The following is a 24,753-nucleotide window of genomic DNA, read 5'->3' as shown; positions in this document are numbered from 1 at the left end:
TTCGTCGTCGAGCGGACCTTCGCCACCGTGTTGAAGATCGAACCGTGCGTCATGCGCAGGATGTTGGCGAAGTCGACGTCGAACTGCTTGCCCTGATCGGCCTTGAGGGTGTTGACGAACCCTTCCTGCTGTGGACTGGCCACGTTGGGCAGGGTGACGTTCAGCATCGGCGCGATCTTGAGGCAGGTGGTGTCGAGCGCCGCGTGGCCGTCGATGAGGTGCTGGCTGGCGGTGATGACGCCCTTGCTCTGCCCCTTCTGGAGCCCGATCTGCCCGACCGGGTACTCCCACAGACCGGCCGCGCGCACCGCCACGACGAAGGCGCGGTCGCTTTCCGTCAGCGGACCCCACTGGGTGTTGGCGATGATCCGGTCGCCCGAAGACGACACGGTGTCAAGTCCGAGCATCGATGGGTAGGCCAGTGCGCTGAGTGTCAGGGTCAGCGCACCGCCGACGAACAGGGTTCCCATCATGTTTCGCGAAATTGGCACCGTGCCTCCTGCCCGGTCGGGGGTACCGCCGATATGTCGATGTGCCGTGCCCGTGGAGGACGGCACACAGGAGTACGGACGCGGGGTCCGACGTGCTCACCGTCCTGAGTGAAAAGTTCATGGACCAGGCATCCGGGCCGGGTTAAGTTCCCACAGGGAACTTACTCGGGCCCGTACGGACCGTGGGCGGGAAAGGGTACGACGGTCTCGTACCGGCGCTGATGACGGACTGACGAGGGGGCGTGGGGATGACGGTCGGGCGGTTGGTCGGGATCACGTACTACCCGGTGAAGGGATGCGCGGGCACGGAGCTCTCGGCGGCGGAGCTGACGACAACCGGTCTGCGGCACGACCGCACGTACGCCGTCGCCGACGAGAAGGGCGAGCTGCGCTGGCAGTGGGGCGACCCCGGGCTGGCCCTGATCACACCGGAACTGACCGGGGGCGAACTGACGTTGCGGGCACCCGGCCGAGACCCGGTGCGGGCGGACGGCACGGACGTGCACGACTGGCTCACGGACCTACTGGGCACCCCGAGCACCCTGGTCCGGACCCCCGCCGGCAACAGCGGCCGCCTGCACCTCGTCTCCCGGGCCAGCCTGGACGCCCTGAACCGCAGGATCACCGAACGCGGAGCCGACCCCCTCCCGATGAACCGCTTCCGGCCCAACCTGGTCGTGGACGGCTGGGACATCCCCCACACGGAGGACGGCGCCGCCCGCCTCACCATCGCCGGCACGGAACTGGCCTTCACCGAGGACACGATCCGCTGCGCCATCACGATGGTCGACCAGCGCACCGGCCGCCGCTCCGGCCCGGAACCGCTGCGCACCCTCGCGGACTACCGGCGGGCGGACGGCGGCGGAGTCTCCTTCGGCGCCTACTTCGAGGTACGGCGAGCGGGGAAGGTGTCGGTCGGCGACGAGGTGGTGGTGACCTCGGACGCGACCTCGGATGCGACTCCGGGTGCGGCTTCGAGAGAGACACCCCGCCACAGCGCGCGCACGGCGGAGGCGCCGTCGTCGGACAGGTGATCGTCCGGCACGGCCCAGACCCGCACCGTCGTGCCGTCGTCGGTGACCGCGGGCCACCCCGGGTCACCGCAGGCGGCGAAGTCGGCCCAGGCGCGGAGCATGCGCCGGGACAGTGCCCGGTCCTGTGCGTCGGGGGTGCCGCCGATGAGGAAGTCGGCGCCCGCCGCGTCCAGATTGCCGAACGCGAAGGGGATGTCGGCGGTGTGCCAGGGCCGGGTCCCGCCACCCGGGCGCGCGCGCCTGCGGGCGAACCGCGACAGATACGCCCGGCCGCCGGCCCGCGCGTGCTGTTCGGCGAGCCGGCTGCTGTACTCGCCGAACACCGCGTCGCCGAAGAGTGCCAGATAGCGGTCCAGCACCGGAGCGTCCGGCATCAGCGCGCGGTATCCGGCGACCAGCCGGGCGGGCAGGGCGAGGGCTTCGGCGAAGCCCGCGAGTTCCGGCTCCGAGGAGACCTCCCGCACCGCGCCGACCTCGTGCAGGAACCAGTACTCCTCCAGGGTGTGGCACACCAGGAGGTCCACATCGCGGGCGATGCCGGAAGCGAGCGCGCGGAGCGGGTCGCCGGGCAGCACCTCGCCGTCGATCACCGGCTGGAAGACGACCGGATCGAATGCCTGGACCGGTGTCACGGGATCGGTCCCGCACGCTCCGGCGACCTTGTCGGCGGCGGCCACCAGGGCCTGCGGAGAAGCGGAGAGCAGTCCGGCGGCCGTCGCGGGCACCCCGGCCTCCGCCGCGATCCTCGACGTGATCGCGGCGGCGGCCTCGACGCCGAAGAAACCGTGGGGCACGCTGTGGGCGACGGCCCTGCGGAACAGCCCGCGGGCCTCTTCCATGACCATCAGACAGGCGGCGGAACCCGCTCCGGCCGAGTGCCCGGCGACCGTGATGTTGCCGGGATCGCCGGCGAACGCGGCGATGTTCTCCCGGACCCAGTGCAGCGCGGCCACCTGGTCGAGCAGCCCGCGGTTGGCGGGAAAGCCCGGCACATGGCCGAACCCCTCGAAACCGACCCGGTAGTTGCAACTGACCACGACCACTCCGGCACGGGCGAGCGCGGCGCCGTCGAAGTCGGGCTGGGCGGAGGAGCCGAAGGTGTAGGCGCCGCCGTGGATCCAGAGGAGCACCGGCAGCGGGCCGCCGTCCGGCGGGGGCCGTACCCACACGTTGACGGTGAGCACCTCCTCGTCCCCCGGACGCCACACCGGCGAACCGGGCAGCTCCGCGGACTGCGGCGCGACGGGTCCGAACGCCGTGCAGTCCCGGGTCGCGCTCCAGCCGGCGGCGGGCCGCGGCGCGCGGAAGCGGTGCGCGCCGAAGGGCGCGGCGGCGTACGGGATGCCGAGCACGGCGGTGACGCCGTCGGCCGATCGCCTGCCGCGGACCGTGCCACCGGTCGTCCGGAACTCGGTCTCCGCCCACGGCTGTTCCCCCATGCGCCGGAAGCCTGTCACCAGCGGCCCACCTGATCCACCGGATATCCGCGGCCCCGGAGGCGGCCCCGGAGGCTGTCCCTGAGGCAGACCCCCGAGGCCGGTCGCGCGGCCGGTCGCGCGGCGGGCCCCGAGGCCGGTCAGAGCGCGCGCAGGAAGTCCGCGACGACGGCCGTGAACTCCTCGGGCTTCTCCATGTTGAGGTAGTGCCCGGTGCCCTCAATCAGCACGGACCGGCCGTCGCGGACGCTGTCGGCGAGGCGCTGTGCCGCGGCGATCACGTCGGGGGTGTCCAGGGCGCCGTTCACGGTGAGCACGGGGACGTCGATCCCGGGCAGCCGCGACCAGGTGTCGGTCACCCGGACGTGCCAGTCCTTCTCCCCGGGCGAGTGCTTGGAGAGGGTGTTCAGGGCCATCTCGCCCAGTCGGCGCGTGATGTCCGGGTCCACCTCGTCGAGGGTGCGGTGCGGGCCGGGCACATAGTTCAGGAACGCCTTCAGCCAGCCCTCGATGTCACCGGCGGCCAGGGCGCGGGCCGTCTCGGCCTGGATCGCCCGGTGCCAGGGGTCGGAGTCCTGGAACTCGCCGGTGGAGGCGCCGCACACGACGGCCGCGCGGACCAGCTCCGGATGTTCGAGCAGGGTGTCGCTGACGATCAGGCCGCCCATCGAGACGCCGATCAGCACCGCGGGGCCCGCGTCGAGGTGGTGCAGCAGCGCGGCGAGGTCGTCGGCCCAGCGGAAGGGCCGGGTCGCGTTGGCGGAGGCGCCGTGGCCCCGCACGTCCGCCGCGATCACCCGGTGCGTGGAGGCGAGCGCCGGGACCACCGCGTCGAAGACACGGTGATCGACGAATCCGGAGTGGAGCAGGACCACGAGTTCCCCGGCGCCGGCCTCGCGGTAGGCGAGGTCCCCGTCGGCGGAGGCGAAGTACTTCATGTCCGAAGCGGCATTCATGACAACCAAGGTGTCATCCAGTCCGACTTTTGGCAACCAAGGTGTCATTATTTCCGGGTGCATCATGTGGGGGTGAACGACACCGACCCGACTCTCCCCGCCGGCGCCCCGCTCCCGCCCGACGAACTCGGCCACCGGCTCACCGAGGTCTTCGACCTGGTAGGCCCCCTCTACCGCCGCGCCCTGCGCAAGGTCGAACAGGGCGAGGCCGTCGAGGGAGCCTCCGTCGGGGTGCGCTCCGTGCTCGATCTGCTGCGCCGCAAGGGAGACCTGACGGTCCCGCAGCTCAGCCGGATCCAGGCGCTGAGCCGGCAGTTCGTGCAGCGCATGGTGAACGACGCGGTGGCGCACGGGTGGGCGGAGACCCTCCCCAACCCCGCGCACCAGCGCTCGTCCCTGATCCGGATCACCGAGGAGGGCCGGAGCCTGATCACCACGGTCCTGGGCCGCGAGCACATGCTGAACCGCCAGGTCGGGGGTGAACTCACCGACGCCGAGGTGCGGGCCTGCGTACGGGTGCTGACGGAGATGCTGAGGACGTTCGACCACGTCGACGTCGACGACTGAGCGGCTGCCCTGCTCGTCCTGGCGCCCCGGCCGGCCCGGATGCCCTAGATGCCCTCGATGCGCTTCATGCCCTCCATGGCCTTCGCCTGGCGGCGGGTCTGGAGGGCGCGCCTGATCGTGTGGATGCGGACGGCGGTGAACACGGCGACGGCGAGGCCGAGCGCGGCCCCGATCCATTCCTGGTCCCGGATGGCCGCGTAGAAGAGAAGGACGCTGAAGGGCACGCCGACGACGACGAGCAGGGGTTCGCGCACCCAGAACGGGAGAACGCGGAGTACGAGACCGATCATCCGGTCACTTCAGCAGGCGCGGCCCGCGCGGGCTGTGATGGAGGCCACAATTCCGGGGGTCCCTGTGCGTATGGCGTGCAGAAACCGGGCGAGCGGGACCGGTGCGGTGGTGAGCACGGCACCGGGGGCGTCGGACTCACGGAGGTGCAGCGCGACGGGGGTGGCGGCCAGCTCGACGCAGTCGTTGCCGTCACCGCCGTCGGAGTACGTCGACTTCTGCCAATTCGCGGGAATCACAGCGCGCCTCACAGCTCCTTCAGCAGGGTGTGGATGAAGTCACGCGACCGTTCCGGTTCGAGTGACGCAGCCTCCACCTTAAGGAAGCGCGTACGGCATTCGGCGAGTTGAGCCTCGGAATCGACCAGGGCGGCACCGTGAGGAGCGTCGCGGATCACCGTGTCCAGCCTGGTCACCGGGCCGCCCAGGTAGGTCATGCTGCTGCCGCCCCTGGAGAAGCCGTCAAGGTCGAGCGGGATGACACGGACGCTGATGTGATCCGCCTCGGAGAGTTCCAGGACTCGTGTGAGCTGGACTCGTGATGCGGCACGGTCGCTGACCCTGATGCGCAACGCCGCCTCGTGAATCACCGCCTCCAGGCTGATGGGTGCCACGCGTTCGATGACCACGCGGCGCGCGACGCGGTGCTGGACACGCAACTCAAGCTCATCTGCGCTGAGTTCAGGGATCCTGTTGGAGAACACGGCGCGGGCGTACTCCTCCGTCTGTAGCAGGCCCGGCACGAACAGAACGGCCACATTGGCCTGGTACCGACAGTGGTGCTCCAATTCCGACAGGTCCAGGAACGACGCCGGCAGCAGCCCCCGGTACTCCTCCCACCAGCCGTGCGTCCGGTCCGTGGCCATGGTCACCAGGGCGTCGATGAACTCGTCGTCCGTGCAGGAGTAGTGGGACGCGAGGCGACGGAGCCGTTTCTCGCTCACACCTGCGAGTCCGGACTCGATGTGAGTGATCTGGGCGGGGCTGACGCCGAGCAGTGCCGCCGCCTGGCGGGCGTTGAGGTCCGCGGCCTCTCGAAGCCTGCGCAGTTCGGTTGCCACGCGCGTCTGACGTGCCGTTGCTTCGCGCCTCAAGGCTCGGCCGCTCCTAGGTTCAACGCGCCTGCATGCGCGACTCGTTCGGCGTCAGATTACGCGATCGGCTTGCCGCATCTCTAGATTTAGATCTACCGTCGGTGACGCAACGCACACGCTACGGAAGTGCACCGCTCCGTCCTGCCATGACGGCTGAGGCATGCCACCGCACGCGCATTCCTGCATCCTCACCCCCCACCTGTGGAGCTGACGCATGTCCGAAACCGTCGCCACCCCCGACGCCTGGGAGTACTCCCTGTACATCCCCAGCGACCCGAGATCCGTCACCGTCTGCCGCCGCACCCTGCGCCTGATCCTGACCCTCCACGGCCTGATGCACCTCACCGACACGGCGGAGCTGCTCGCCTCGGAGCTGGTCTCCAACGCCGTACTCCACACCAAGGGCCCCGCCTGCCTGCGCCTCCGCTTCCGGGACGGCGTGCTCCAGATCGGTGCCTGGGACGCGGACCCCGAACCACCCGAGCCCCCGGCCCGGCTGGAGGACCTGACCGACGCCGAGAACGGCCGAGGCATGGCGTTGGTCCGGGCCTGCGCCGACCTCTGGCACTGGCAACCGCTCTCCCGGATGGGCCACCGGGGCAAGCTCGTGTGGTGCGAACTGAACGCGGCGTAGCTCGTTGATCACGTCGTACAGAAAGGAGAGCCGATGGTCGGCTCGTCGCACGAGGCGCTGCACCGGATCTTCCAGAAGGAACCCGGACTCCTGACCAGTGCCCTGCAACAGGTGTTGTCCGTGCCCTTCCCCACGCCCCACGACTTCGCTGCCATGAACGTCGACCTCACCGAGATCGAGCCCATCGAGCGGCGCGTGGACACGCTGCTCCGGGCCGAGACCGACGAGGGAAGCTACCTCTTGGTCGTCGAGTCGCAGGGCAAGCCCGACGAGAGGAAGCGCGGCAGCTGGCCGTACTACCTCAGCTATCTCTACGAGAAGTACCGCTGCGAACCCGTGCTCGTCGTCGTCACCCAGAGCAGTGCCACGGCCCGCTGGGCGGCGGAGCCGATCCATCTCGGTGTGCGGGGGATGCCCTCGCTGACCGTGCGGCCTTTCGTGCTCGGCCCGGACAACGTTCCCGTCATTGCCACCCGGCAGGAGGCGGAGCGGGACGTACCTCTTGCGGTGCTTTCCGCGATGACACACGGCCGGGGACGGCAGGCCCCCGCCATACTGGAATCGCTGGCAGCCGCCCTGCGGACCATCGACCGGGACAGCGCCGCGGCGCTCGTGCAGTTCGTCGACTCATGCCTGACAGACCCTCAGGCACAACGGATGTGGAGGGACCTCATGACCGCGATGCAGTACTTCTGGCGACACCCCCTCGCGGAGGAGGTACGCGAACAGGGCCGTGAGGAAGGACGCGAAGAGGGCCGTGAGGAAGGTCGCGAAGAGGGCCGAGTCGCGGACCGGGCCGATATGACGCTGCGCATCCTGGAATGGCGTGGCATCCCCGTGCCGGACGCCGTCCGTGAGCGGGTCGAGTCCTGCACCGACCTCGGTCGGCTCACCACGTGGTCGCAGCGTGCCGTCCACGCCACCACCGCCGAGGACCTGTTCGCGGATCCGGAGGGGTGACGCCGGGGCCTTCCCGGTTGGTGAACCGTTGACCGGCTCGACGAAACGTTGACCACTTCGCGGCGGAGTGCGGACGAACGGGAGGGCGAGTCATGAGGATGCCCCGACCTAGATTCGCTTCATGTTCATGCCACAGCGGCCCCACCAGCCCGCGAGGGCTGCCGCCACGCTCCCCGTGCTTCCCTACCGCAAGCCCACCAAGGGACGCGACTACTGGGTGATCGACGACGTCTTCCCCGAGGCCGACATCACCGCGATCCGTGACCGGTGTCTCGCCAAGGACGACTGGGTCGAGGGGTATCCGTACACCTCCGAGAGCTGGCCCGGACTGCGCACCATGCCGGGGCTGGACGCCGGTGAACTCGGGCGGGTGGAACGGCTGGTGAGGAAGGCGACGGGGGCCGGGAAGCTGTGGGTGCAGACGGCGCCCGGCGGCGGGACCCTCAACCACAACTGCATCCAGGTGGTGGGGGAGGGCGAGAGCACCCCCCGGCCGCACTCCGACTCACGGGCGCTGTGCCGGTACGCGGCCGTGCTGTATCTCAACCCGGCCGTCCCCAAGGACTGCGGCACCAGCTTCTACCGGCAGTCCCTGCCCGGCGGGCGCCTCGGAGGCAACGTCGTCCAGGCCCCGCACAACAACCTCGTCGAGGCGCTCGGCACCCGGTTCGTCGCGCCGGACGCCTTCGAGGAGGACGTACGGGTCCCCCACAAGCACAACCGGCTGCTCCTCTACAACGCCAACCTCGTGCACAGCGCGACCGGTTACTCCGGTACGACGCTGGAGACGAAGCGGATGACGGCCGTCTTCTTCTGGATGGCGTGAGGCCGTCGGGCACGGGCTGAGACGGCCGTTCAGACGACGTCGTCCCGTCGGCCGGCGAGTGCCGCGCCGGTCACCAGACCGATCGCGATCGCCGTGACGATCGTGACCAGTTTCAGCAGGTCGGTGAAGCCCGCGACGACAGCCCGCCCGCGAGGGTGGTCGGTCCGCGCAGGGGGCCGCCGCCGGGGTCGGCGTCTTCGGCGGCCGGTGGCCCGTCACCCGGACGGCCCACCCGCTCTGCGCCCGTCGCCGCCTCCCGACACGCTGGGCCCATCGGTCACCGCACCCCGGGAGGGCACATGGCCTCGATGGACGTTCCCGTCGACCCGCCGAGACAGGCGGTGCGCACGCAGTCGAGATCCGCGGCCCCGCCCAGGCTCACCTGGCTCACCCTCGCCCTCATGACGACCGCGTCGGTGGCGAGTCTGCGGGCCGCCCCGACGATGGCCGTGTACGGCCTGGCCTGCGTGTTCCTCTACCTCGTCCCGGCGATCGTGTTCCTGCTGCCGACCGCGCTGGTGTCGGCGGAGCTGGCGTCGGGCTGGAACGGAGGCGTCTACCGGTGGGTCAGCGAGGGCCTGTCCAAGCCGCTCGGGTTCCTCGCCGTGTGGTGCCAGTTCGCGATGACGATCTTCTACTACCCGAGCCTGCTGGCCTTCGTGGCGAGCACCATCGCGTACATCATCGATCCGTCCCTCGCCTCCAGCGGCCTCTACACCGCGATCGTGATCATGGTCCTGTACTGGACGGGTGTGTGGGTGTCCTCGCGCGGCACCAAGGCCCTTGCCGGACTGTCCAGCTGGGGCCTGGTCATCGGCACCCTCGTGCCCGGCACGATCCTCGTCGTGCTCGGCATGGTCTTCCTCGCCCAGGGCAACCCCTCGGCCGCGCCCATGACGGCCAGTCACCTGCTCCCGCAGTGGACCGGCCTGGCCAGCCTGGTGCTGATCGTCAACAACTTCCTCTCGTACTCCGGCATGGAGATGAACGCCGTCCACGTGTCCTCGCTGAAGAACCCGGCGAAGGAGTACCCGAAGTCGATGTTCCTGGCCATGGGACTCGTGCTGCTGATCTTCATCCTGCCCGCGCTGGCCATCAGCTGGGTGGTGCCGGCCGACCAGACCAGCCTCACCGCCGGGGTGATGCAGGCCTTCGACGCGTTCTTCTCGTACTTCGACATCGGCTGGATGACGCCGATCGCGGCCGTCATGCTGATCTCCGCGTCGCTGGCCGGGATGCTGACCTGGCTCGCCGGACCGTCCAAGGGCCTGCTGGAGATCTCCCGCAGCGAGGGCTATCTGCCGCCGTTCCTCCAGCAGTTGAACCGGTACGGCGTCCAGCAGAACATCCTGGTGACGCAGGGCGTGGTGACCACGGTGATCGCGCTGGGGTACGCGTTCATCCCCAACGTCTCCAACGTGTACTGGATCTTCTCGACGATCACCACGCAGGTGTATCTCATCGTCTACCTGCTGATGTTCGTCGCGGCGATGCGCCTGCGGAAGAACCAGCCCGATCACCCGCGCGGCTACCGCGTCCCCGCCCTCAACGTGCTGTGCGTGGTCGGTCTGCTGGCCTCGGCCGCGGCCATGGTCATCGGCTTCGTGCCGCCCTCGCAGTTCGGCGGCGGCAGCGTGTGGTCGTACGTCCTCATCATCGGCTGCGGGCTGGGCATCCTCGGCCTGCTGATCCCGTGGGCCTTCCTGAGGTTCCGCAAGCCGGACTGGCGGACGGACGCCGCCCGCGAGGAGGAGGGGTCATGAGTCCCACCCGGTTCGCATCCGAACACAAGTGGATCTACATCGGCGCGATCATCGTGCTGCTCGTGCTCGTCGTCATCGGACTCATCCGCTACGCGACCATCGCGACCAGCAGCAGGGCGGCGACCAAGGCCAACGAACTCGCCGACGCCGCCGAAGCGGCCGGCCTTCCCCGCCCCGACACCTCGCAGATCGCAGATCTCCTGGGCACCGACGGCGGCCTGGTCTGCGACGACCCCGCGAGCGCCCTCAAGTCGGCGCTGTGGAAGATCAACGTGTCCAACGGGGCCGCGTTCGTCGGCCAGCGGCCCGTCATCGGCGACAGCAGGGCGCTCCGGGCGGAGGCCACGATCCTGGAGATCTACTGCCCGGAGAAGCTGGACAGGATCCAGGACAAGCTCGACGACCTGAAGACCGATGACACGGTGAGGCGGTGACCATGACCGAACTCGCCGAGAGAATCGCCGGGTTGATGGGACGCGCCAGGACGGACCTGGCCGAGCTGGTCGCCATCCCGTCCGTCGCCGACCCCCGCCAGTACCCGCCCGAGGAGTGCCACCGCGCCGCCCGGTGGGTCGCCGACGCGTTCACGGACGCCGGCCTGCGGGACGTCCACCTCGCCGAGACCCCGGACGGCAGCCACGCCGTCCTCGGTCACCGGCCGCCGCCGCCCGGCGCGCCCACCGTCCTGCTGTACTGCCACTACGACGTGCAGCCCCCGCTCGACGACGCCGCCTGGAACTCCCCGCCGTTCACGCTCACCGAGCGCGAGGACGGCCGCTGGTACGGGCGCGGCACCGCCGACTGCAAGGGCAACATCGTCATGCACCTCACCGCGCTGCGGGCCCTCGGCGAGGACGTCCCGGTGGGGCTGAAGTTCGTCGCGGAGGGCTCCGAGGAACAGGGCACCGGCGGGCTGGAGGCGTACGTCCGTCAGCATCCGGAGCTGTTCCTGGCCGACGCCCTGCTGGTGTGCGACACCGGTAACGCGGAGGTCGGCACGGGCACCGCGACCGTCACCCTGCGCGGTCTCGCCAACCTCGTCGTCACCGTCCGCACCCTCGAGGGCGAAGTGCACTCCGGCATGTTCGGCGGCCCGGCCCCCGACGCGCTCGCGGCTCTGATCCAGATGCTCTCCACCCTGCGCGACCCGGTCACCGGTTCGACCCGCGTCAACGGCCTGGTCTGCGACGGGACCTGGGAGGGCGCCGGTTACCCGGAGGACCGGTTCCGCGCCGACGCCGGCGTCCTGGACGGCGTGCTGCTCACCGGCACCGGCACGGTCGCCGACCGGCTGTGGGCAAGGCCCGCCGTCACCGTCCTCGGCATCGACTGCCCGCCGGTCGTCGGCTCCGCGGCAGCCGTCCCGCCCACCGCCCGCGCCCGGGTCAGCCTCCGTGTCCCGCCCGGCACCGACGCGGACCTCGCCCGCGAGGCCCTCACCCGGCACCTCACCGAGGCCGCGCCCTGGGGCGCGCGGGTCACCGTCGAGCCGGAGGGCACCGGATCGCCCTTCCGCGCCGCCACCGACGGTCCCGCGTACACCGCCCTCGGCACGGCCATGCGGGAGGTCTACGGCAGACCCCTCGCCTTTCTCGGCCAGGGCGGGTCCATCCCGCTGTGCAATGTCCTCGCCGGCGCCTTCCCTCGCGCCGAGATCGTCCTCATGGGCGTGGAGGAACCCCGCTGCCTCATCCACGCGCCCGACGAGAGCGTCGACCCGACGGAGATCGAGCACATGGCCCATGTGGAGGCGCTCTTCCTGCGGGAGTTCGCGAGCACGAGGGGCTAGCCCTGCCACCGGTTCAGTGCGGGTCCGGGTCGCCGCGGCGGCTGCCCCGCCCCCGGTGCCGCCGCCACACCCACACCGCTCCCGTGCCCACCGACGCGGCCGTCAGCACGATGCCCAGGACCGGCCAGTTGCCGCCCGCGATGCGCAGGTCGGCGACGAGTACGCCGATGGTCAGCGCCACCGGTACCAGCAGGGACAGCAGCGCGCGGCCCGCGCCGGCGAGCGCGGCCGGGTCGGGGCGGCGGCGGGGGCGGGGCGGGGTCGCGATGTCGTCGTCCGCCCCGGTCAGCGGGAAGTAGAAGCGGACGGCCCGGTCGTTGAGCCGGGTGGTGGCGCGGTCGTAGGAGTTCGCCATGTAGGGCAGCCAGACGAGCGGGGCGGCCAGTCCGACGAGGATCACGGCGGCGAGCAGCAGCCAGCGCGCGGCCTGCGCCGCCCGGCGGGGACGGCCGCCGGGTCCGGTCGGCGTGAGGAGGCCGAGCAGTCGGGCCATGCGCAGGGTGAGCGCCCACAGGACGGCCGGGCGGCTGCGCCGGCCTGAGTGGCCGGAGGAGCCGGGTGGGTCGGCTGTGGTGTGGGCCGTCAGGCCGGTACGGGCCGCGGGGACGTCGTCGTACACCCCTTGCAGGACGAGGAGTTCGGCCGCGCGGTCCCGTTCCGTCGGGTTCCGGCCGGTCAGCGCGGCCAGTTCCAGGATCGTGCGGGTCTGGCGGAGCAGGGCGGCGCAGAACGCGACCGGGATGAGCACGAGGAACGGGCCGCCCACGAACGCGCCCTCGGTGACCGTGGCGCGGCGGCCCCGGGAGAGCAACTGGGCTCGGGTGGGCGGCGGTTCGGTCGACGTCGTGCGGTACGCCACCGGACCCAGGTGGCGTACCGCGAACAGGGCCAGATGCTCGGGGAGGCGGTGTGGGTCGGTGACGATCTCCCGCAGCAGCCGGCCCGCGACGGACGTCTCCGCGGTCCGCGTCAGTACCGCACCGCCCGGGCCACCTCCGCCTTCACCTGGCCGGACAGCGTGCGGTTGCTGTGGGCCGTCTGCTTGCCGGTCTTGCCCGCGGCCACGTCGGAGACGGTGGTGACGACCGTGTCGAGCCGGTTGCCGGAGGAGTCGGTGAAGTCGACCTGGACGGCGAAGGACTTCGACGCGTCGGTGGTGTTGGAGACGGTGACCTCGACGGTCGCCCGGCCGTCCTGGTCGGTGCCCGGGGTGCCGAGTTTCACGTCGGACTTCACGTCGACGCCGTCCTTGATCTCGTCCAGCTCGCGGCTCGCCGACGCCGACGCCGACGCGAACGCCGACGACGCCTCGGAGGCGAAGCCGGAAGCGAGGGAGGACGCGGCCGCGGTGGCTTCCCTGCCCAGCGACTCGGCCGCCGAGGCGGCCTTGCTGGCGGCGGACGACACCGACGAGGGGGTGTCTTCGTCCGAGCAGCCGGTGAGCACGGTGGCGCAGCAGATCGCTGCCGCCGTCAGCAGCACGCCCTTGGTGCGTCGCATCTTGTCTCCTCCTGAGGGGTCCGCGGGCCTTCCTCCAGTGAAGGGGCGGTCCCGCCGGTCCGCATGCCGGGTCACCCGTACGGCGCACCCCCGTGGTGGCGGCCCCCGTCCGGACGGAGGGTCGGTGCAGAACGCCGACGACCGGATAACGCCGACGACCGGTGAACGCCGACGACCGGTGAACGCCGACGACCGGCGAACGCCCACGACCCGGCGAACGCCGACGAACCGACGAACATCCGCACAGAGACGGGACAGCGCCATGAGTGATCAGCCGCACTCCAAGCCGTCGCAGGGGCCCCGGGTGTGGGACCCGTCCCACCAGGGCACCGGTACGCCGAGCCGGACCCCGCCCCCGTCGGAGTGGAGCGGACTGGCCGCCGGAGGGGTCGTGTTCGGGGGCGTGCTCATGTTCGTGAGCGGTGTCCTCGCCGTCTTCCAGGGCATCGCCGCGATCGCCAACGACGACGTCTACTCCCGCGTCGGCAGCTACGTCTACGAGATGAACCTCACCGGCTGGGGCTGGGTCCTGCTGATCGTGGGCATCGTGGCCGCGGTGACCGGCTACGGGCTGCTCAGCGGGAGCGAGTGGGCAGGATGGGCCCGGATCAGCGGCATCGCGCTGGCCTCCCTGAGCCTGATCCTGCAGTTCCTGTTCCTGCCGTACGCGCCGTTCTGGGCGGTCATCCAGATCGCCATCGACGTGTTCGTGATCTGGGCCCTGGCCGCCTACCGCCCCCAGCAGGCGTAGTACTTCCCGGCGCCACCCGGCCACCGCCCGCGATCAGGGCAGCGCGGGCGCCCCGGAGACCTGGACGGCCTTCCGGCGCAGCCAGGGCAGCGGCGGTACCGCGGATCCGACGTACGGGGTGATCCGCACCTCGAAGTGCAGGTGCGGGCCGGTGACGTTGCCGGTCGCGCCGGACAGGCCGATGCGCTGGCCGGCCGTCACATGCCCGCCCTTGCGCACATCGATGCGCGACAGATGGGCGTACTGCGTGAAGTAGCCGTCGCGGTGGCGGATCACGACCTGGTTGCCGAAGCCGTCGCCGCAGGTCGTGGCGCGGACGGTGCCGGAGCCGACGGCGTACACGGGGGTGCCGGAGTCCACGGCGAAGTCCTGGCCGGTGTGCCGGTGGGCCCAGCGGGAGCCCTTGGCGGCGTAGCCCGCGGAGAGCCAGTAGCGGCGGGTCGGGGCCGTCCAGGTCCGGGCGCGCCGCTCCGGCGGGCGGCTCCGGTCGCCGAACGGACAGCGGCTGTCCCGTCCGGACGGATCGACGGCGACCGGGTCGCCGGAGCTTCTCCCGGTGGACCACAGCAGGTCCCACAGCCCGGCGCGGACGGCTCTGCGACGGCGTTCGGCGTCCTTGACCTCGGTGGGAGAGGCGTCGGAGTCGCGCAGCCGGTCCACCTGCGCGCGAGCGCGTTCGTGCGCGCGGACGGCACGGGCGGCCTCCTTGCGGAACCCGTCGCCGCCGGCTCCCGCGGGCACGGCGGCGAGCGCGAGCAGGAGGAGTACGAGCAGCAGGAGCGCGAGCGGTGCGGCCCCGGTCGCGCCCCCGGTCGCGGTACGGGGGCGCGCCCGCGTGTGTGTTCGCGTGTGCGGGAGACGCGCGTGGTGTTCTCGTCCCATCGTGTGATCATCGGACCGGTGGCCCGGCCGGGAACGGCACGCGGCCCGCGTGGCGGCCGGGTTCAGCCGAACGGCCCCCCGACCAGCGAGCGGTACACGGCCGACGACCGTGGATTGCCGGAGCACCGCCACACACCGTGCGGGCAGTAGTCGCTGATGGTCTGGTACAGCGGCCGGTGCTCGGCGAACCAGGTGAGCATGCCCCGCACGTACTCCGGGTTGTCGCCGTTGCGGTACAGCCCCCACTCGGGATACGAGACCGGCTTGCCGTGCGCCCGCGCGAACCGCACATGCGCGGCGAGCCCGTACGGCTCGGCGACCTGCTCCTCGAAGGACACACCGTGCGGCTGGTCGTAGGCGTCCATGCCGATGACGTCGACGTACCGGTCACCGGGATAGCACGCGGACCAGGGGACGGCGTCCAGCCCGCGACTGGGCGTGAACTCGAACCGGAACCGCTGCCCGCCGTCCACGGACCGCATGGCGTCGACGATCCGCGCCCAGTACCGCTTCCAGGCCTGCGGGTCGGGGCCGCACCGATGGGTGTAGGTGATCCCGTTCATCTCCCACCCCACCACCAGCACGGCATCGGGCACCCCGAGCGCGACGAGCCGCCGGGCCAGCACCCGGAAGTGCCGGTCGTACTCCCCGCGCGCCCCTCTGCGCAGCTCGTCCCGCACGACCTGGTCGGGCACATGCTCCTCCGTGCCCTCCAGCATCGGCACGTTGAGCACGAACATCCGGTCGGCGCGCTCCTGCCGCCACCGCGCCCAGTACTCCAGATAGCCGGGCGCCCCCTCGATGTTGCTCCACCGGTCGCCCGGCAGATACGCGTGCCCGACCCGGGGCGTGGCCGCCCCGAGCCATCCGTCGAGCGCCGCGATCCGCCGCACACCGGCGTCGTCGTACCCCACGTACGCCCCGAAGGCCCCGGGCGGCGCGCCGACCCCCCGCCCGACGGGGACGGAGGCGGGCCCGGCGAGCAGGGCGCAGGCGACGAGAAGCGCGGTCAGCGGAGCCCGAACGGCGCGAAGGGTGCGAAGGGCGCGAAGGGCGCGAAGGAAGCGAAGGGAGCGAAACACCGGCTCATGATGGAGCCGCCGCCCCCTCCCCCACCCCGAACCCGTCACGGAACCACCCGGACCGGGGACGGGAAAGGGGTCGGCGACCGGGCTCGCGCACCAGGAACACGTCCACGGCGTCCTCGTGTTCGAACGTGAAGCCGTGCCGCTCGTAGAGGCGGCGGGCCGCACTGCCCCGCAGGACGTCGAGGCGCAGCCGGAGCGCCGAACGGTCGGCCGCTTCGACCAGCTCCCGCAGGACGGCGGTCCCGATCCCGCGTCCCTGGGCGTGCGGCGCGAGGTAGAAGTGCTCCAGCCAGTGCGCGTCGTCCGCCGGACGCAGGGCCACACAGCCGACGAGGACGCCGTCGAGCTCGATGATCCGGGTGTGCGCGGGCACGAACCCGTCGCGCAGCCGCTGCCGTACCCGGTGCTCGTCGTAGCGCCCGAGCCGCTCCAGATCGGCCCGCATCGCCACCGCCCGCACCTCCGCCACGGCCTCGACGTCGTCCGCCGCGGCCGGCCGGGTCACCCAGTCCGCCATGGCGCAGATGCTACGGCCGGAGAGCGGCAACCCGTTGCGGCCCCGGCGGCGACCAATGACCGAACGACCGCAGAAGCACGTGAATCCCGTTCCCCACACGAGGAGTTCACCATGCGCAAACCCCCCGCACGGCACCCGGCACGGCACCCCGCACGTCATCCCGCAAGGCCCCTCGCCCGACTGCTCACCGTCCTCGCGGCACTGACCGCCCTCCTCTTCCACGCGACCGGCGTCGCGGCCCCCCGAGCCGCGGCCGCCGACGAGTGGAACCCGCCGAGCAACCTGGTCCAGCCCCTGAACGAGGTCTGGAACCACGTCTCGACGACCTACCCCGACCTCTACGGCTTCCGCAACTACGGCTGGGACCAGGTCATGGCCAACAAGGGCAGCATCAACTACTGCGTCCGCTGGGAGTCCGACGCCCCCGTCAGCACCACCCTGCGCGACCAGATCCACGCGGCCCTGAAGAAGCAGTTCGCCAAGTGGATGGCGGCGCAGGTGGAGAACGGCCGGGCCTACAACAACTGGCCGTACACCACCGTCCCGGTCAACATCGTCGGCTGGGCGGTGAAGAACCGCTCCACCCTCCAGTGGACCGACAACTCCGTCGACATCTACTCCGGCGTCCTCGACGGCGCCGGCGCCCCGCAGTGCGCCCCCGACTGCGGCCGCTTCTTCCACCAGGACGCCAACTACTCCAAGTGCCCCGGCGGCACCGCCCGCCACTACGACCAGTCCCTCTGGCTCACCAAGGGCTTCCAGGGCGGCGCCGGCGGCGACTGGGGCCAGCGCGTCGGCCAGGAGTACTTCACCGGCGTCCTCAACCAGGAGAACATCCACATCTACCTGCACGAAGTCGGCCACACCTTCGGCCTCGACGACTTCTACGACTGGACCCCGACCGGCCAGTGCTGCTTCCTGATGAACGCGGGCAGCGCCACCCAGATCACCGACTTCGACAAGTGGATGCTCCGAGACTTCTGGCGCCACCTGAAGCCCCGCTACAACCTCTGACGCTCCGCTCGCCGGGCCACCGGCTCCCATCCCGCACGGCGACGGCCTCCCCGGCCGTCACCGTGCGGATTTCCGGCGGATCGCCCCGAGATTCACCCTCCTGGCACTAGAGTCCCACCGTGCGTCACATGTGGCGCGCGTCACATCAGTGCGGTCGCTAGGGGGGCTAGTGCACGAGATGGTCAAGGGCGCCAACGTGGGTTTGGCGGCTCTGAGCGAGAACACGGACGCGGTGGTCGTGAGCCTGGGGTGGGCCAGTCCGACCGGCGAAGGCGACGCGGATGTCTCCGTACTCCTGCTCGACGCGAAGGGGAAGGTGCGCAGCGACGCCGACTTCTACTTCTACAACCACCCGGTCGCCCCGGACGGCAGCGTGCAGCTCCTGGGCAAGGTGCCCTCGGGTGAGGGCAGCGAGGACCGGATCGGATTCGACCTGACGGCGATTCCGGCCGAGGTGGACCGGATCGTCGTCGCCGCCAGTCGGTACGAGGGCGCCCGCTTCGGTGAACTGGAGGAACTCCGGGTCACGTTGGCCGACGGGGCGGGTGAGGAGCTGCTGCGGTTCGCCATCGAGGACGCCGGCTCGGTGAGCGCGTTCATCTTCGGCGAGCTGTACCGGCGCGGGGAGGAGTGGAAGTTCCGGGCGGTCGGGCAGGGATACGACACCGGTCTGGCCGGCCTCGCGATGGACTTCGGCGTCGACATCGACGACGACGCCGGCGACGAGGCGGACGCCTCCCACCCCGACGCCCTCTCCGCCGTCGGCTACGAGTCCGAGCCCGAGTCCGAGACGGAATCCGAGGCCGAATCCGCTTCGGAGTCCGGCACCGGCGTCTTGGGCACCGACTCGGGAGGGGCCGACGGCTCCGCGCCGGTCGACCCCGGCCGTCGTCCGTCCGACCCGCTCCCGTCCGACCCGCTCCCGTCCGACCCGCTCCCGGCCGTACCCGCCCCACGCCAGGCCGCCGACGACGCCGAGCCGGACAGGGCCACCGCACGGCCCCGCACCGCCAAGAAGAAGGTCACCCTGCCGAGGACGCCGAAGAAGTCCCTCGCGGAGAACGAGTCGTGGAGGGGCGCCCGGCTCTTCCCGGTCTCCGCGCTCAAGAGCGACCGCGACCGGGAGACCCGGGCCACCTCGGTACTGCTGTCGGTGATGGCGCAGGTCCCGGAGTTCGGGCGGCGGCTCACGGCCGCCTTCGGCGCACCGGCCGGCCGCATGGAGACCTTCACCGAGGTGTCCCTGCCGCACGGCGAGACCCCGCGGCGTCCGGACGGCGTCATCCGCGTCGAACGCGCCGGCAAGCTGTGGACCGCGCTGGTCGAGACCAAGACCAACGGCAACGCGCTGCGGCCCGAGCAGGTGCAGGCCTACATGGACATCGCCACGCGGCGGGGCTACGAGGCCGTCATCACCATCTCCAACGACGTCGCGCTCGAGGGCAGTCCGCTCGTCGACGTCAAGATCGACGGCCGGCGCAAGCACAAGGTGGCCCTCCGCCACCTGTCCTGGGCCGAGGTGGCCCACCAGGCCCAGCTGCTCATCCGGCACGAGGGCGTCGGCAACAGCGCGCACGCCTGGCTGCTCCAGGAACTCCTGCACTACCTCCAGCACGACAACTCGGGCTGCCACGGCTTCCAGAACATGGGCGCGGCCTGGGTTCCCGTACGCAAGGGCATCGACGACGAGACGCTGTGCCCGGGCGACGCGCGGGCCCTGGAGGTCGTGGAGAGCTGGGAGCGGCTCATCCGGCAGGTGTGTCTGGGGCTCGGCGGCGAGCTCGGGCAGAAGGTGCTGCCCGTCCAGCGCGCCCGGCGGGGAACCGACCCCGGTGCGAGAAGGGCGCGGATGGCCGACGAGCTGTGCGCGGAGGGGAAGGTGCGGGCGGAGCTGCGGATCGAGGGGACGCCCGGGGTGCTGGCGGTCGGCGCCGACCTGCGCACCGGCCGGCTGCGTACGTCCGTGGAGATCCCCGTGCCCGACCAGGGCTATCCGCTGACCTGGGTCAAGCGGCTCCTCCGGCGACTGGCGGAGGCGCCGGCCGACCTGCACGTGGAGGCCCTGGTCGAGGACGGAGCGGGCGGGCCGCGCGGCACCCTGGAGCGGCTCCGCCCGGAACCGGCGGATCTGCTGCCCAAGGACGGGGCGCAGATCACCGGTTTCCGGCTCACCCTCGTGAAGGGCATGGGCAGCGGTCGCGGCAACGCCGAGTCCGGTTTCATCCGCAGCGTCGACGACGCCGTGCAGCGCTTCCACTCCACCGTCGTCGTTCATCTGGAACAACCGGCACCGCGCCGTCCCGCGGCCGGGGCGGTGGCCGCTCACCCGGGCGGGTGAAGCCCGCCGCCGGGCGGCGCTCCTTCCCCGGGTTCTTTCACCGATTCTCCGCAACAGGCAACCCAGGAAGGTCATTTGGGGCTCTCACAGGGTGCTCACAGTTCCGGCCGGGGCGCGTGGGGTGCGTCTGCAGAGCCGGTCGGGTCGTGGGCTGTCCAGTCCGATGCCACTGACCATGGCACTCGCAGACGAGGAACCGATGACCAGATCGCAACATCACAAGGGCCCGAAGCGCGCGGCGTTCGCCGCGGGGGCCGCGCTCACCGTCGTGGCCGCCGTCGCCGGGTCCGCTCCCGGCGCGGGGGCCGCGCCCGCGAGCCCGGCCGGGACGCCGAAGCTCAAGCTCGTCGCCGCGTCGAAGGCCGTGACCGCCGACCGGTACGAGGGGAACTCCGGGGTCTACCTCGACCTCGGTACGTACGTCACGGTCGACAACGCTCCGCTGGAGCTGAAGGTGACCCGTAAGTCGTACAAGGACCCGATCGTCGCCCAGCAGATCCTGCGCAACGGGACGAAGGTGACGACGAAGACGCTGCCCGCCGGGCTCGTCAAGGACTTCAGCGGCTTCCCGGACTTCCTGGAGGTCTCCATCAAGAACGCGGCCGGGGTGGAGGTACAGAAGAGCAAGAGCAACTTCTGTCCGAACAACGCCTCCGGCCGACTGCGTCCGGACGCCCCGGCCACCTCGCACTATCCGCAGAGCTGCTCCACCAATCCCTTCACGCTCGGCTCGGTCTGGGGCGTCGAGAAGGGCTGGGCGGCCAACACGTCCGCCTTCGACTACGACAGGCCGCTCGACCTGGCCGCGGGTGAGTACACCGTCAAGGTGGCGGTGGCGAAGAAGTACCGCGACCTGTTCGGGATCCCCGACGACCGGCCGACCATCGCGCTGACCGTCCGGGAGATCCGCGACGGCGGGGAAGGCGGAGGCGGAGGCGGGGCCGGTCTTACCGCCCACAGTGCCACCGGCGGCAGCCACGGCGCCTCGCACGACATGGCGGGCATGGCCGGCATGGAGGGCATGGAGGGTATGGAAGGCATGGGGCATCACTACGGGCCCCGTGGCGCCGACGCCCCCACTCCGGCCGCGCTCTCGCACGCCCTGGAGGCCCGCGGTCTCGCCCATCACCTGGGTGACGGCGCCGGTCACACCGACGGCTCCCGGATCGCGCCCGCCCTGAAGGCGGCCACCAAGCGGCCCACCGGCCGGGCGGGCGTGCCGGCCAACGTGCCCAAGCCGGACCTGCGTTCGCTGCCGGCCTGGGACATCGCGGTCACCGACGGCGAGGACGGCGACGTGGCCGGCAAGGACTACCTCGCCTTCAGCGCCAACGTCTGGAACGCCGGCCCCGCGCCGCTCGTCGTGGACGGCTTCCGCAAGCCGGGCGCGGACCTGATGGACTCGTACCAGTACTTCTACGACGCCAAGGGCAAGCAGGTCGGCTACGCGCCCGCCGGCACCATGGAGTGGGACCCGCGCATCGGCCACGAGCACTGGCACTTCACCGACTTCGCCAGCTACCGGCTGCTCGCCGCCGACCAGAAGGAGATCGTCAAGAGCGGCAAGGAGGCGTTCTGCCTCGCCAACACCGACGCCATCGACTACACGGTGAAGAACGCCAACTGGCACCCGTACAACACCGATCTGTCGACGGCCTGCGGCCAGCAGAACTCGATCTCCGTACGGGAGGTCCTCGACGTCGGCTCCGGTGACACGTACACCCAGTACCGTCCCGGCCAGTCCTTCGACATCACCGGCCTGCCGAACGGCACCTACTACATCCAGGTCATCGCCAACCCGGCGAACCGCCTCCAGGAGACCGACACCAAGAACAACGTCTCCCTGCGCAAGGTCGTCCTCGGTGGCACCGAGGGTGCCCGCACGGTCTCGGTCCCGCCGGTCGGCCTGATCAACGCCCCTTAATCCAAGGGAACGTTGGCGGTGCACATGCCAGGATGAGGGGCGTCATGCGCCCCTCATCCGCACCCCCGGGTGCCGCCGCCGACGCCTACGACCGGCCGCCGTACCGCGTCCCCCCTGCCCCGGCCCGCCCGAGCGGGCCGGGTGCTCGGGCGGTCGTCGACGTGCTGCTGCCCTGGCGGCTCGCCCGCCGGATCTACGGCCCGTTCGCGATGTTCCGGTTCAGCGCGGCCGACGCGGTCGGGCTCGGCGGATTCGGGCAGCCGCCGGTGGCGGCCGCCCTCGTCGAGCCGGCCGCCGACCCGCTCATCGAACGCCTGCTGCTTCCCCGCGCGCTGCTGGGACTGGGCATCCTGGTGTTCGCCATCGGCCTGTTCACGGACGGCGACCTCTTCGGGCCGCTGGAACAGGGCTTCACCGACGCGGTGTTGATGCTCGCGACCGGACCGGTGGCACTGCTCCTGGCCTGCGTCCCGCTGGTCGCCCTGGCCCGCCCCGGCACCCGGGGGACGGTGGCCCGGCTGTGCGCCCGCCCGCTCCTCACCGCGCTGATCACGACCCTCTTCTGCGGACTGTTCGTGCTCTGGGCGATCCACGGCTACGACTACGAGCCCGACAGCGCCGCCTGGTTGCTCCTGCTGGTGGTCCTCGGCCCCTGGCTCACGGTGTTCTTCGGGTCCGTCCTCTTCCTCGTCCACCGCAACGCCTTCGGGGTCGGCGGGCACCCCCTCGTCCGCCCTCTGGCGAGCGTCCCGCTCGTCTGGCTGACGGCGCTCGCGCACTACGTCCTCGTCGACACCGTCGAGGCCCTGCCCGGCGCGCACCCGACCTCGGCCTACTGGTCGGCCCTGTTCGCGGGTCCGGCCGGTGTCACCGTCACCGCCGTCGTGGAGGTCGTCCTCCTGCGCCGCCGTCACGGGGTCGGCTTCCGGGGCCCGCTGCCCGACCGGCGGCCCCCGCCGCCCCGGGTCGGGGAGGTCCCGGCGGCCCTCGTCGAGCAGCTGCGCGCCGATGTGGCCCGTGGCGCCGCCGTCCACTGGCCGCACTGGACCGACCGCGACGGCGTCGTCTGGGCGGCGACTCCCGCGACGCACACCGGCGCACAGGTCATGTGGCCGTACGTGCCCGCCTTCACGGCACGGCACCGGCCCACGCCGAGACCGGAGGTCGAACGGACGGCGGGACCCCTCCGCCCCCGGTGACCGCGCCGACGGCCGGGAACGCTCCGCCCCCGGTCGCCACGCCGCGCCGGCGGCCGGGAACGCCCCGCTTTCACCTGCCCTTTCGGGGCAACCCTTGGGTGGCTCTGTGAGTCTCCTGAGTCATCTGTGCTTTTAAGACGTATTCCTGCACGCGTGTAGGGTTCCGACGTTCGGCGGTGACCAACGCCGACGATCCGAGCACGGTGTACGGGGTGAAACAGCCGAGGCGGAGGGGCGAGCGCCGGTGAGCGGGACGAGGAGGCGTGGGCGTACTCCGGTGGAGGCGGCCGGCCGAGGCGGCAGGGACAGGACGGGCGGACCCGGTGGCAGGACGGGCGGACCCGGCAGGACGCGACTCACCCGGCGGGGGCGGATCCTCGCGTGGGGCGCGGGCGTGACGTCCCTGGTCGTCCTCGGGGTGGGCGGTGTCGGGGCCTGGGTCTACAACGACCTGAACAACAACATCAACTCCGCCGACGTGGACGACAAGCTGGGCGAGAACCGGCCCGAGAACCTCAGTCCCGGCTCGAAGAACATCATGATCGTCGGATCCGACAGCCGTGACGGCGCCAACGCCAAGTACGGCAAGGACCTGACCACCATGCAGTCCGACACGCTGATGGTGCTGCACATCCCGGCCGACCGTAAGTGGGCCTCGGTGGTCTCCTTCCCGCGCGACTCGTGGGTGGAGATACCCAGTTGCGAGAAGGGCGACGGCAGTTCGTCCTCCCCGCACCACTTCAAGATCAACGAGGCGTTCGCGCTCGGCGGCAGCAACGGCAAGGTCGGCGAGGCCGCCGCCTGCAGCATCAAGACCGTCGAGGCCAACACCGGTCTGCGCATCGACCACTTCATGTCGGTCGACTTCTCCGGCTTCAAGGGCATGGTCGACGCGCTGGACGGCATCGAGGTCTGCCCGAAGCAGGCCATCCACGACACCAAGGCCCACCTGGACATGAAGGCCGGCTGCCAGACCGTCGCGGGCGAGAAGGCGCTGGGCTACGTCCGGGTCCGCTACGGCGTCGGCGACGGTTCCGACATCGGACGCATCGGACGCCAGCAGGAGTTCATGGACGCTCTCGCCAAGAAGGCCAAGTCCAAGCTCACGAGCCCCGACGCCATGTACGGCTTCCTCCAGTCGATCACCAAGTCGCTCACCACCGACCCCGACATGGCGGGCATCAAGCCGCTGTACGGGCTCGCCGACGAGCTCAAGGGGATACCGAGCGACCGTCTGAGCTTCCTCACCGTGCCCAACTACGGGCGGGAGGCCGACCAGCCCACCGACAAGGCCAACGTGGTCTGGCAGTACCCGCAGGCCGCCGACCTGTTCACCTCCCTGGCCAAGGACAAGGAGGTCACCAAGCCGCAGTTGGAGGCGGCGAAGAAGAACGTGGTGTACGCCTCCAGCGTGCGGGTCCAGGTCCTCAACGGCACCGGGGTCTCCGGGCGCGCCGCCGCCGTCGCGGAGAAGCTGAAGGACGCCGGCTACACCGTCACCGGCACGGGCAACGCCCCCAAGACGGTGGCCAGAACGACGGTCACCTATCCGACGGGCCTCGACGGCCAGGCCGCCGTCCTCGCCTCCCGGCTGCCGGGCCGGTCGGCCACCGCCGACGCCTCGGCCGCCCCGGGCGTCATCACCCTCGTCGTGGGACCCGAGTTGAAGGTCGGCGACGTCGCCTGACGAGGTTTTGGGCCTG

24 protein-coding genes and 1 pseudogene are annotated in these 24,753 nt (G+C 71.2%); 14 read left to right on the top strand and 11 right to left on the bottom strand.

The window, feature by feature from the left end; translation table 11 throughout:
* Positions 1–470 (bottom strand): DUF4142 domain-containing protein (locus ABT070_RS34750; protein WP_351766636.1); only part of this gene is annotated, 470 nt, incomplete at its 3' end.
* A gap of 269 nt (positions 471–739) precedes the next feature.
* On the opposite strand from ABT070_RS34750, the pseudogene ABT070_RS34745 reads away from it, so the two are divergent.
* Positions 740–1,360, top strand: a pseudogene (locus ABT070_RS34745) (MOSC domain-containing protein); the annotation flags it as partial.
* An 11-nt stretch (positions 1,361–1,371) separates the two neighbouring features.
* On the opposite strand, the gene ABT070_RS34740 reads toward ABT070_RS34745, so the two are convergent.
* Positions 1,372–2,964, bottom strand: coding sequence for a carboxylesterase/lipase family protein (locus ABT070_RS34740; RefSeq protein WP_351766614.1), 1,593 nt, complete (start codon positions 2,962–2,964; stop codon positions 1,372–1,374).
* Positions 2,965–3,101: 137 nt separating this feature from the next.
* Positions 3,102–3,917 (bottom strand): alpha/beta fold hydrolase, encoded by an 816-nt coding sequence (locus ABT070_RS34735; RefSeq protein ID WP_351766613.1) that lies wholly within the window; start codon positions 3,915–3,917, stop codon positions 3,102–3,104.
* Positions 3,918–3,989: 72 nt separating this feature from the next.
* Between ABT070_RS34735 and ABT070_RS34730 the strand changes: the two genes are divergently transcribed.
* Positions 3,990–4,484: a MarR family winged helix-turn-helix transcriptional regulator gene (locus tag ABT070_RS34730; protein WP_351766612.1), complete on the top strand. Its 495-nt coding sequence runs from the start codon at positions 3,990–3,992 to the stop codon at positions 4,482–4,484.
* A 44-nt stretch (positions 4,485–4,528) separates the two neighbouring features.
* On the opposite strand, the gene ABT070_RS34725 is transcribed toward ABT070_RS34730, so the two are convergent.
* The 3 genes from ABT070_RS34725 to ABT070_RS34715 are packed head-to-tail and all read right to left on the bottom strand — an operon-like array spanning position 4,529 to position 5,865.
* Positions 4,529–4,774, bottom strand: a complete 246-nt coding sequence (locus tag ABT070_RS34725; RefSeq protein WP_351766610.1) for a hypothetical protein — start codon at positions 4,772–4,774, stop codon at positions 4,529–4,531.
* 9 nt (positions 4,775–4,783) lie between these two features.
* Positions 4,784–5,011, bottom strand: a complete 228-nt coding sequence (locus ABT070_RS34720; protein ID WP_351766608.1) for a DUF397 domain-containing protein — start codon at positions 5,009–5,011, stop codon at positions 4,784–4,786.
* A gap of 8 nt (positions 5,012–5,019) precedes the next feature.
* Complete coding sequence (locus ABT070_RS34715; protein ID WP_351766606.1) at positions 5,020–5,865, bottom strand: helix-turn-helix domain-containing protein; 846 nt, start codon at positions 5,863–5,865, stop codon at positions 5,020–5,022.
* A gap of 214 nt (positions 5,866–6,079) precedes the next feature.
* Between ABT070_RS34715 and ABT070_RS34710 the strand changes: the two genes are divergently transcribed.
* The 6 genes from ABT070_RS34710 (at position 6,080) to ABT070_RS34685 (ending at position 11,837) form a co-directional block, all read left to right on the top strand.
* Positions 6,080–6,499, top strand: a complete 420-nt coding sequence (locus tag ABT070_RS34710) for an ATP-binding protein (protein WP_351766605.1) — start codon at positions 6,080–6,082, stop codon at positions 6,497–6,499.
* A gap of 33 nt (positions 6,500–6,532) precedes the next feature.
* Complete coding sequence (locus tag ABT070_RS34705; protein ID WP_351766603.1) at positions 6,533–7,459, top strand: hypothetical protein; 927 nt, start codon at positions 6,533–6,535, stop codon at positions 7,457–7,459.
* A gap of 127 nt (positions 7,460–7,586) precedes the next feature.
* Positions 7,587–8,285 (top strand): DUF6445 family protein, encoded by a 699-nt coding sequence (locus ABT070_RS34700; protein WP_351766634.1) that lies wholly within the window; start codon positions 7,587–7,589, stop codon positions 8,283–8,285.
* Between the two features lie 299 nt (positions 8,286–8,584).
* Positions 8,585–10,048, top strand: coding sequence for a glutamate/gamma-aminobutyrate antiporter GadC (gene gadC / locus ABT070_RS34695; protein ID WP_351766601.1), 1,464 nt, complete (start codon positions 8,585–8,587; stop codon positions 10,046–10,048).
* Positions 10,045–10,482 (top strand): hypothetical protein, encoded by a 438-nt coding sequence (locus tag ABT070_RS34690; RefSeq protein WP_351766599.1) that lies wholly within the window; start codon positions 10,045–10,047, stop codon positions 10,480–10,482. The genes gadC and ABT070_RS34690 overlap by 4 nt, the downstream gene beginning before the upstream one ends.
* A gap of 2 nt (positions 10,483–10,484) precedes the next feature.
* Positions 10,485–11,837 carry a dipeptidase gene (locus ABT070_RS34685; protein ID WP_351766632.1) on the top strand — a complete coding sequence of 451 codons (1,353 nt, stop codon included), beginning with the start codon at positions 10,485–10,487 and terminating at the stop codon, positions 11,835–11,837.
* A gap of 13 nt (positions 11,838–11,850) precedes the next feature.
* On the opposite strand, the gene ABT070_RS34680 is transcribed toward ABT070_RS34685, so the two are convergent.
* Both ABT070_RS34680 and ABT070_RS34675 read right to left on the bottom strand, forming a co-directional pair.
* On the bottom strand, positions 11,851–12,696 hold the full coding sequence (locus ABT070_RS34680) for a hypothetical protein (RefSeq protein WP_351766598.1): 846 nt from the start codon (positions 12,694–12,696) through the stop codon (positions 11,851–11,853).
* A gap of 110 nt (positions 12,697–12,806) precedes the next feature.
* A complete protein-coding gene (locus ABT070_RS34675) occupies positions 12,807–13,337 on the bottom strand; it encodes an FxLYD domain-containing protein (RefSeq protein ID WP_351766597.1) in 531 nt (176 codons plus the stop codon).
* A 262-nt stretch (positions 13,338–13,599) separates the two neighbouring features.
* Between ABT070_RS34675 and ABT070_RS34670 the strand changes: the two genes are divergently transcribed.
* Positions 13,600–14,088 carry a DUF7144 family membrane protein gene (locus ABT070_RS34670; protein ID WP_351766596.1) on the top strand — a complete coding sequence of 163 codons (489 nt, stop codon included), beginning with the start codon at positions 13,600–13,602 and terminating at the stop codon, positions 14,086–14,088.
* A 33-nt stretch (positions 14,089–14,121) separates the two neighbouring features.
* On the opposite strand, the gene ABT070_RS34665 is transcribed toward ABT070_RS34670, so the two are convergent.
* The 3 genes from ABT070_RS34665 to ABT070_RS34655 form a co-directional block, all read right to left on the bottom strand.
* A complete protein-coding gene (locus ABT070_RS34665; protein ID WP_351766594.1) occupies positions 14,122–14,970 on the bottom strand; it encodes a M23 family metallopeptidase in 849 nt (282 codons plus the stop codon).
* A gap of 62 nt (positions 14,971–15,032) precedes the next feature.
* Positions 15,033–16,052 (bottom strand): glycoside hydrolase family 26 protein, encoded by a 1,020-nt coding sequence (locus ABT070_RS34660; protein ID WP_351766593.1) that lies wholly within the window; start codon positions 16,050–16,052, stop codon positions 15,033–15,035.
* Positions 16,053–16,056: 4 nt separating this feature from the next.
* The gene (locus ABT070_RS34655; protein ID WP_351766591.1) at positions 16,057–16,575 is read right to left on the bottom strand and encodes a GNAT family N-acetyltransferase; all 519 of its coding nucleotides are present in this window, start codon (positions 16,573–16,575) and stop codon (positions 16,057–16,059) included.
* A gap of 111 nt (positions 16,576–16,686) precedes the next feature.
* Between ABT070_RS34655 and ABT070_RS34650 the strand changes: the two genes are divergently transcribed.
* From ABT070_RS34650 to ABT070_RS34630, 5 genes are all read left to right on the top strand, one after another.
* On the top strand, positions 16,687–17,589 hold the full coding sequence (locus tag ABT070_RS34650; protein ID WP_351766590.1) for a hypothetical protein: 903 nt from the start codon (positions 16,687–16,689) through the stop codon (positions 17,587–17,589).
* Positions 17,590–17,767: 178 nt separating this feature from the next.
* The gene (locus tag ABT070_RS34645; protein WP_351766630.1) at positions 17,768–19,927 is read left to right on the top strand and encodes a TerD family protein; all 2,160 of its coding nucleotides are present in this window, start codon (positions 17,768–17,770) and stop codon (positions 19,925–19,927) included.
* Positions 19,928–20,126: 199 nt separating this feature from the next.
* The gene (locus tag ABT070_RS34640) at positions 20,127–21,851 is read left to right on the top strand and encodes a lysyl oxidase family protein (RefSeq protein ID WP_351766589.1); all 1,725 of its coding nucleotides are present in this window, start codon (positions 20,127–20,129) and stop codon (positions 21,849–21,851) included.
* A gap of 44 nt (positions 21,852–21,895) precedes the next feature.
* Positions 21,896–23,050 (top strand): hypothetical protein, encoded by a 1,155-nt coding sequence (locus tag ABT070_RS34635; protein WP_351766588.1) that lies wholly within the window; start codon positions 21,896–21,898, stop codon positions 23,048–23,050.
* A 394-nt stretch (positions 23,051–23,444) separates the two neighbouring features.
* Entirely contained in the window at positions 23,445–24,737 is a 1,293-nt protein-coding gene (locus tag ABT070_RS34630) for an LCP family protein (protein ID WP_351766585.1), read from the top strand.
* The last annotated feature ends 16 nt before the right edge of the window (positions 24,738–24,753 follow it).

Source organism: Streptomyces sp. NPDC002884, from assembly GCF_040295245.1.
GTDB lineage: Bacteria > Actinomycetota > Actinomycetes > Streptomycetales > Streptomycetaceae > Streptomyces.
Note: the sequence above shows the minus strand (reverse complement) of the source record. Positions and strands in the feature narration are given on the sequence as shown.

Bases quoted from the DNA above. Each gene is read 5' to 3' on its own strand.
- ABT070_RS34670 (WP_351766596.1), top strand. From the start codon at position 13,600: ATGAGTGATCAGCCGCACTCCAAGCCGTCGCAGGGGCCCCGGGTGTGG.
- ABT070_RS34700 (WP_351766634.1), top strand. From the start codon at position 7,587: ATGCCACAGCGGCCCCACCAGCCCGCGAGGGCTGCCGCCACGCTCCCC.
- ABT070_RS34735 (WP_351766613.1), bottom strand. From the start codon at position 3,917: ATGAATGCCGCTTCGGACATGAAGTACTTCGCCTCCGCCGACGGGGAC.
- ABT070_RS34725 (WP_351766610.1), bottom strand. From the start codon at position 4,774: ATGATCGGTCTCGTACTCCGCGTTCTCCCGTTCTGGGTGCGCGAACCC.
- ABT070_RS34685 (WP_351766632.1), top strand. From the start codon at position 10,485: ATGACCGAACTCGCCGAGAGAATCGCCGGGTTGATGGGACGCGCCAGG.
- ABT070_RS34635 (WP_351766588.1), top strand. From the start codon at position 21,896: ATGCGCCCCTCATCCGCACCCCCGGGTGCCGCCGCCGACGCCTACGAC.
- ABT070_RS34675 (WP_351766597.1), bottom strand. From the start codon at position 13,337: ATGCGACGCACCAAGGGCGTGCTGCTGACGGCGGCAGCGATCTGCTGC.
- ABT070_RS34655 (WP_351766591.1), bottom strand. From the start codon at position 16,575: ATGGCGGACTGGGTGACCCGGCCGGCCGCGGCGGACGACGTCGAGGCC.
- ABT070_RS34740 (WP_351766614.1), bottom strand. From the start codon at position 2,964: ATGGGGGAACAGCCGTGGGCGGAGACCGAGTTCCGGACGACCGGTGGC.
- ABT070_RS34690 (WP_351766599.1), top strand. From the start codon at position 10,045: ATGAGTCCCACCCGGTTCGCATCCGAACACAAGTGGATCTACATCGGC.
- ABT070_RS34710 (WP_351766605.1), top strand. From the start codon at position 6,080: ATGTCCGAAACCGTCGCCACCCCCGACGCCTGGGAGTACTCCCTGTAC.
- ABT070_RS34705 (WP_351766603.1), top strand. From the start codon at position 6,533: ATGGTCGGCTCGTCGCACGAGGCGCTGCACCGGATCTTCCAGAAGGAA.
- ABT070_RS34645 (WP_351766630.1), top strand. From the start codon at position 17,768: ATGGTCAAGGGCGCCAACGTGGGTTTGGCGGCTCTGAGCGAGAACACG.
- ABT070_RS34640 (WP_351766589.1), top strand. From the start codon at position 20,127: ATGACCAGATCGCAACATCACAAGGGCCCGAAGCGCGCGGCGTTCGCC.
- ABT070_RS34665 (WP_351766594.1), bottom strand. From the start codon at position 14,970: ATGGGACGAGAACACCACGCGCGTCTCCCGCACACGCGAACACACACG.
- gadC (WP_351766601.1), top strand. From the start codon at position 8,585: ATGGCCTCGATGGACGTTCCCGTCGACCCGCCGAGACAGGCGGTGCGC.
- ABT070_RS34650 (WP_351766590.1), top strand. From the start codon at position 16,687: ATGCGCAAACCCCCCGCACGGCACCCGGCACGGCACCCCGCACGTCAT.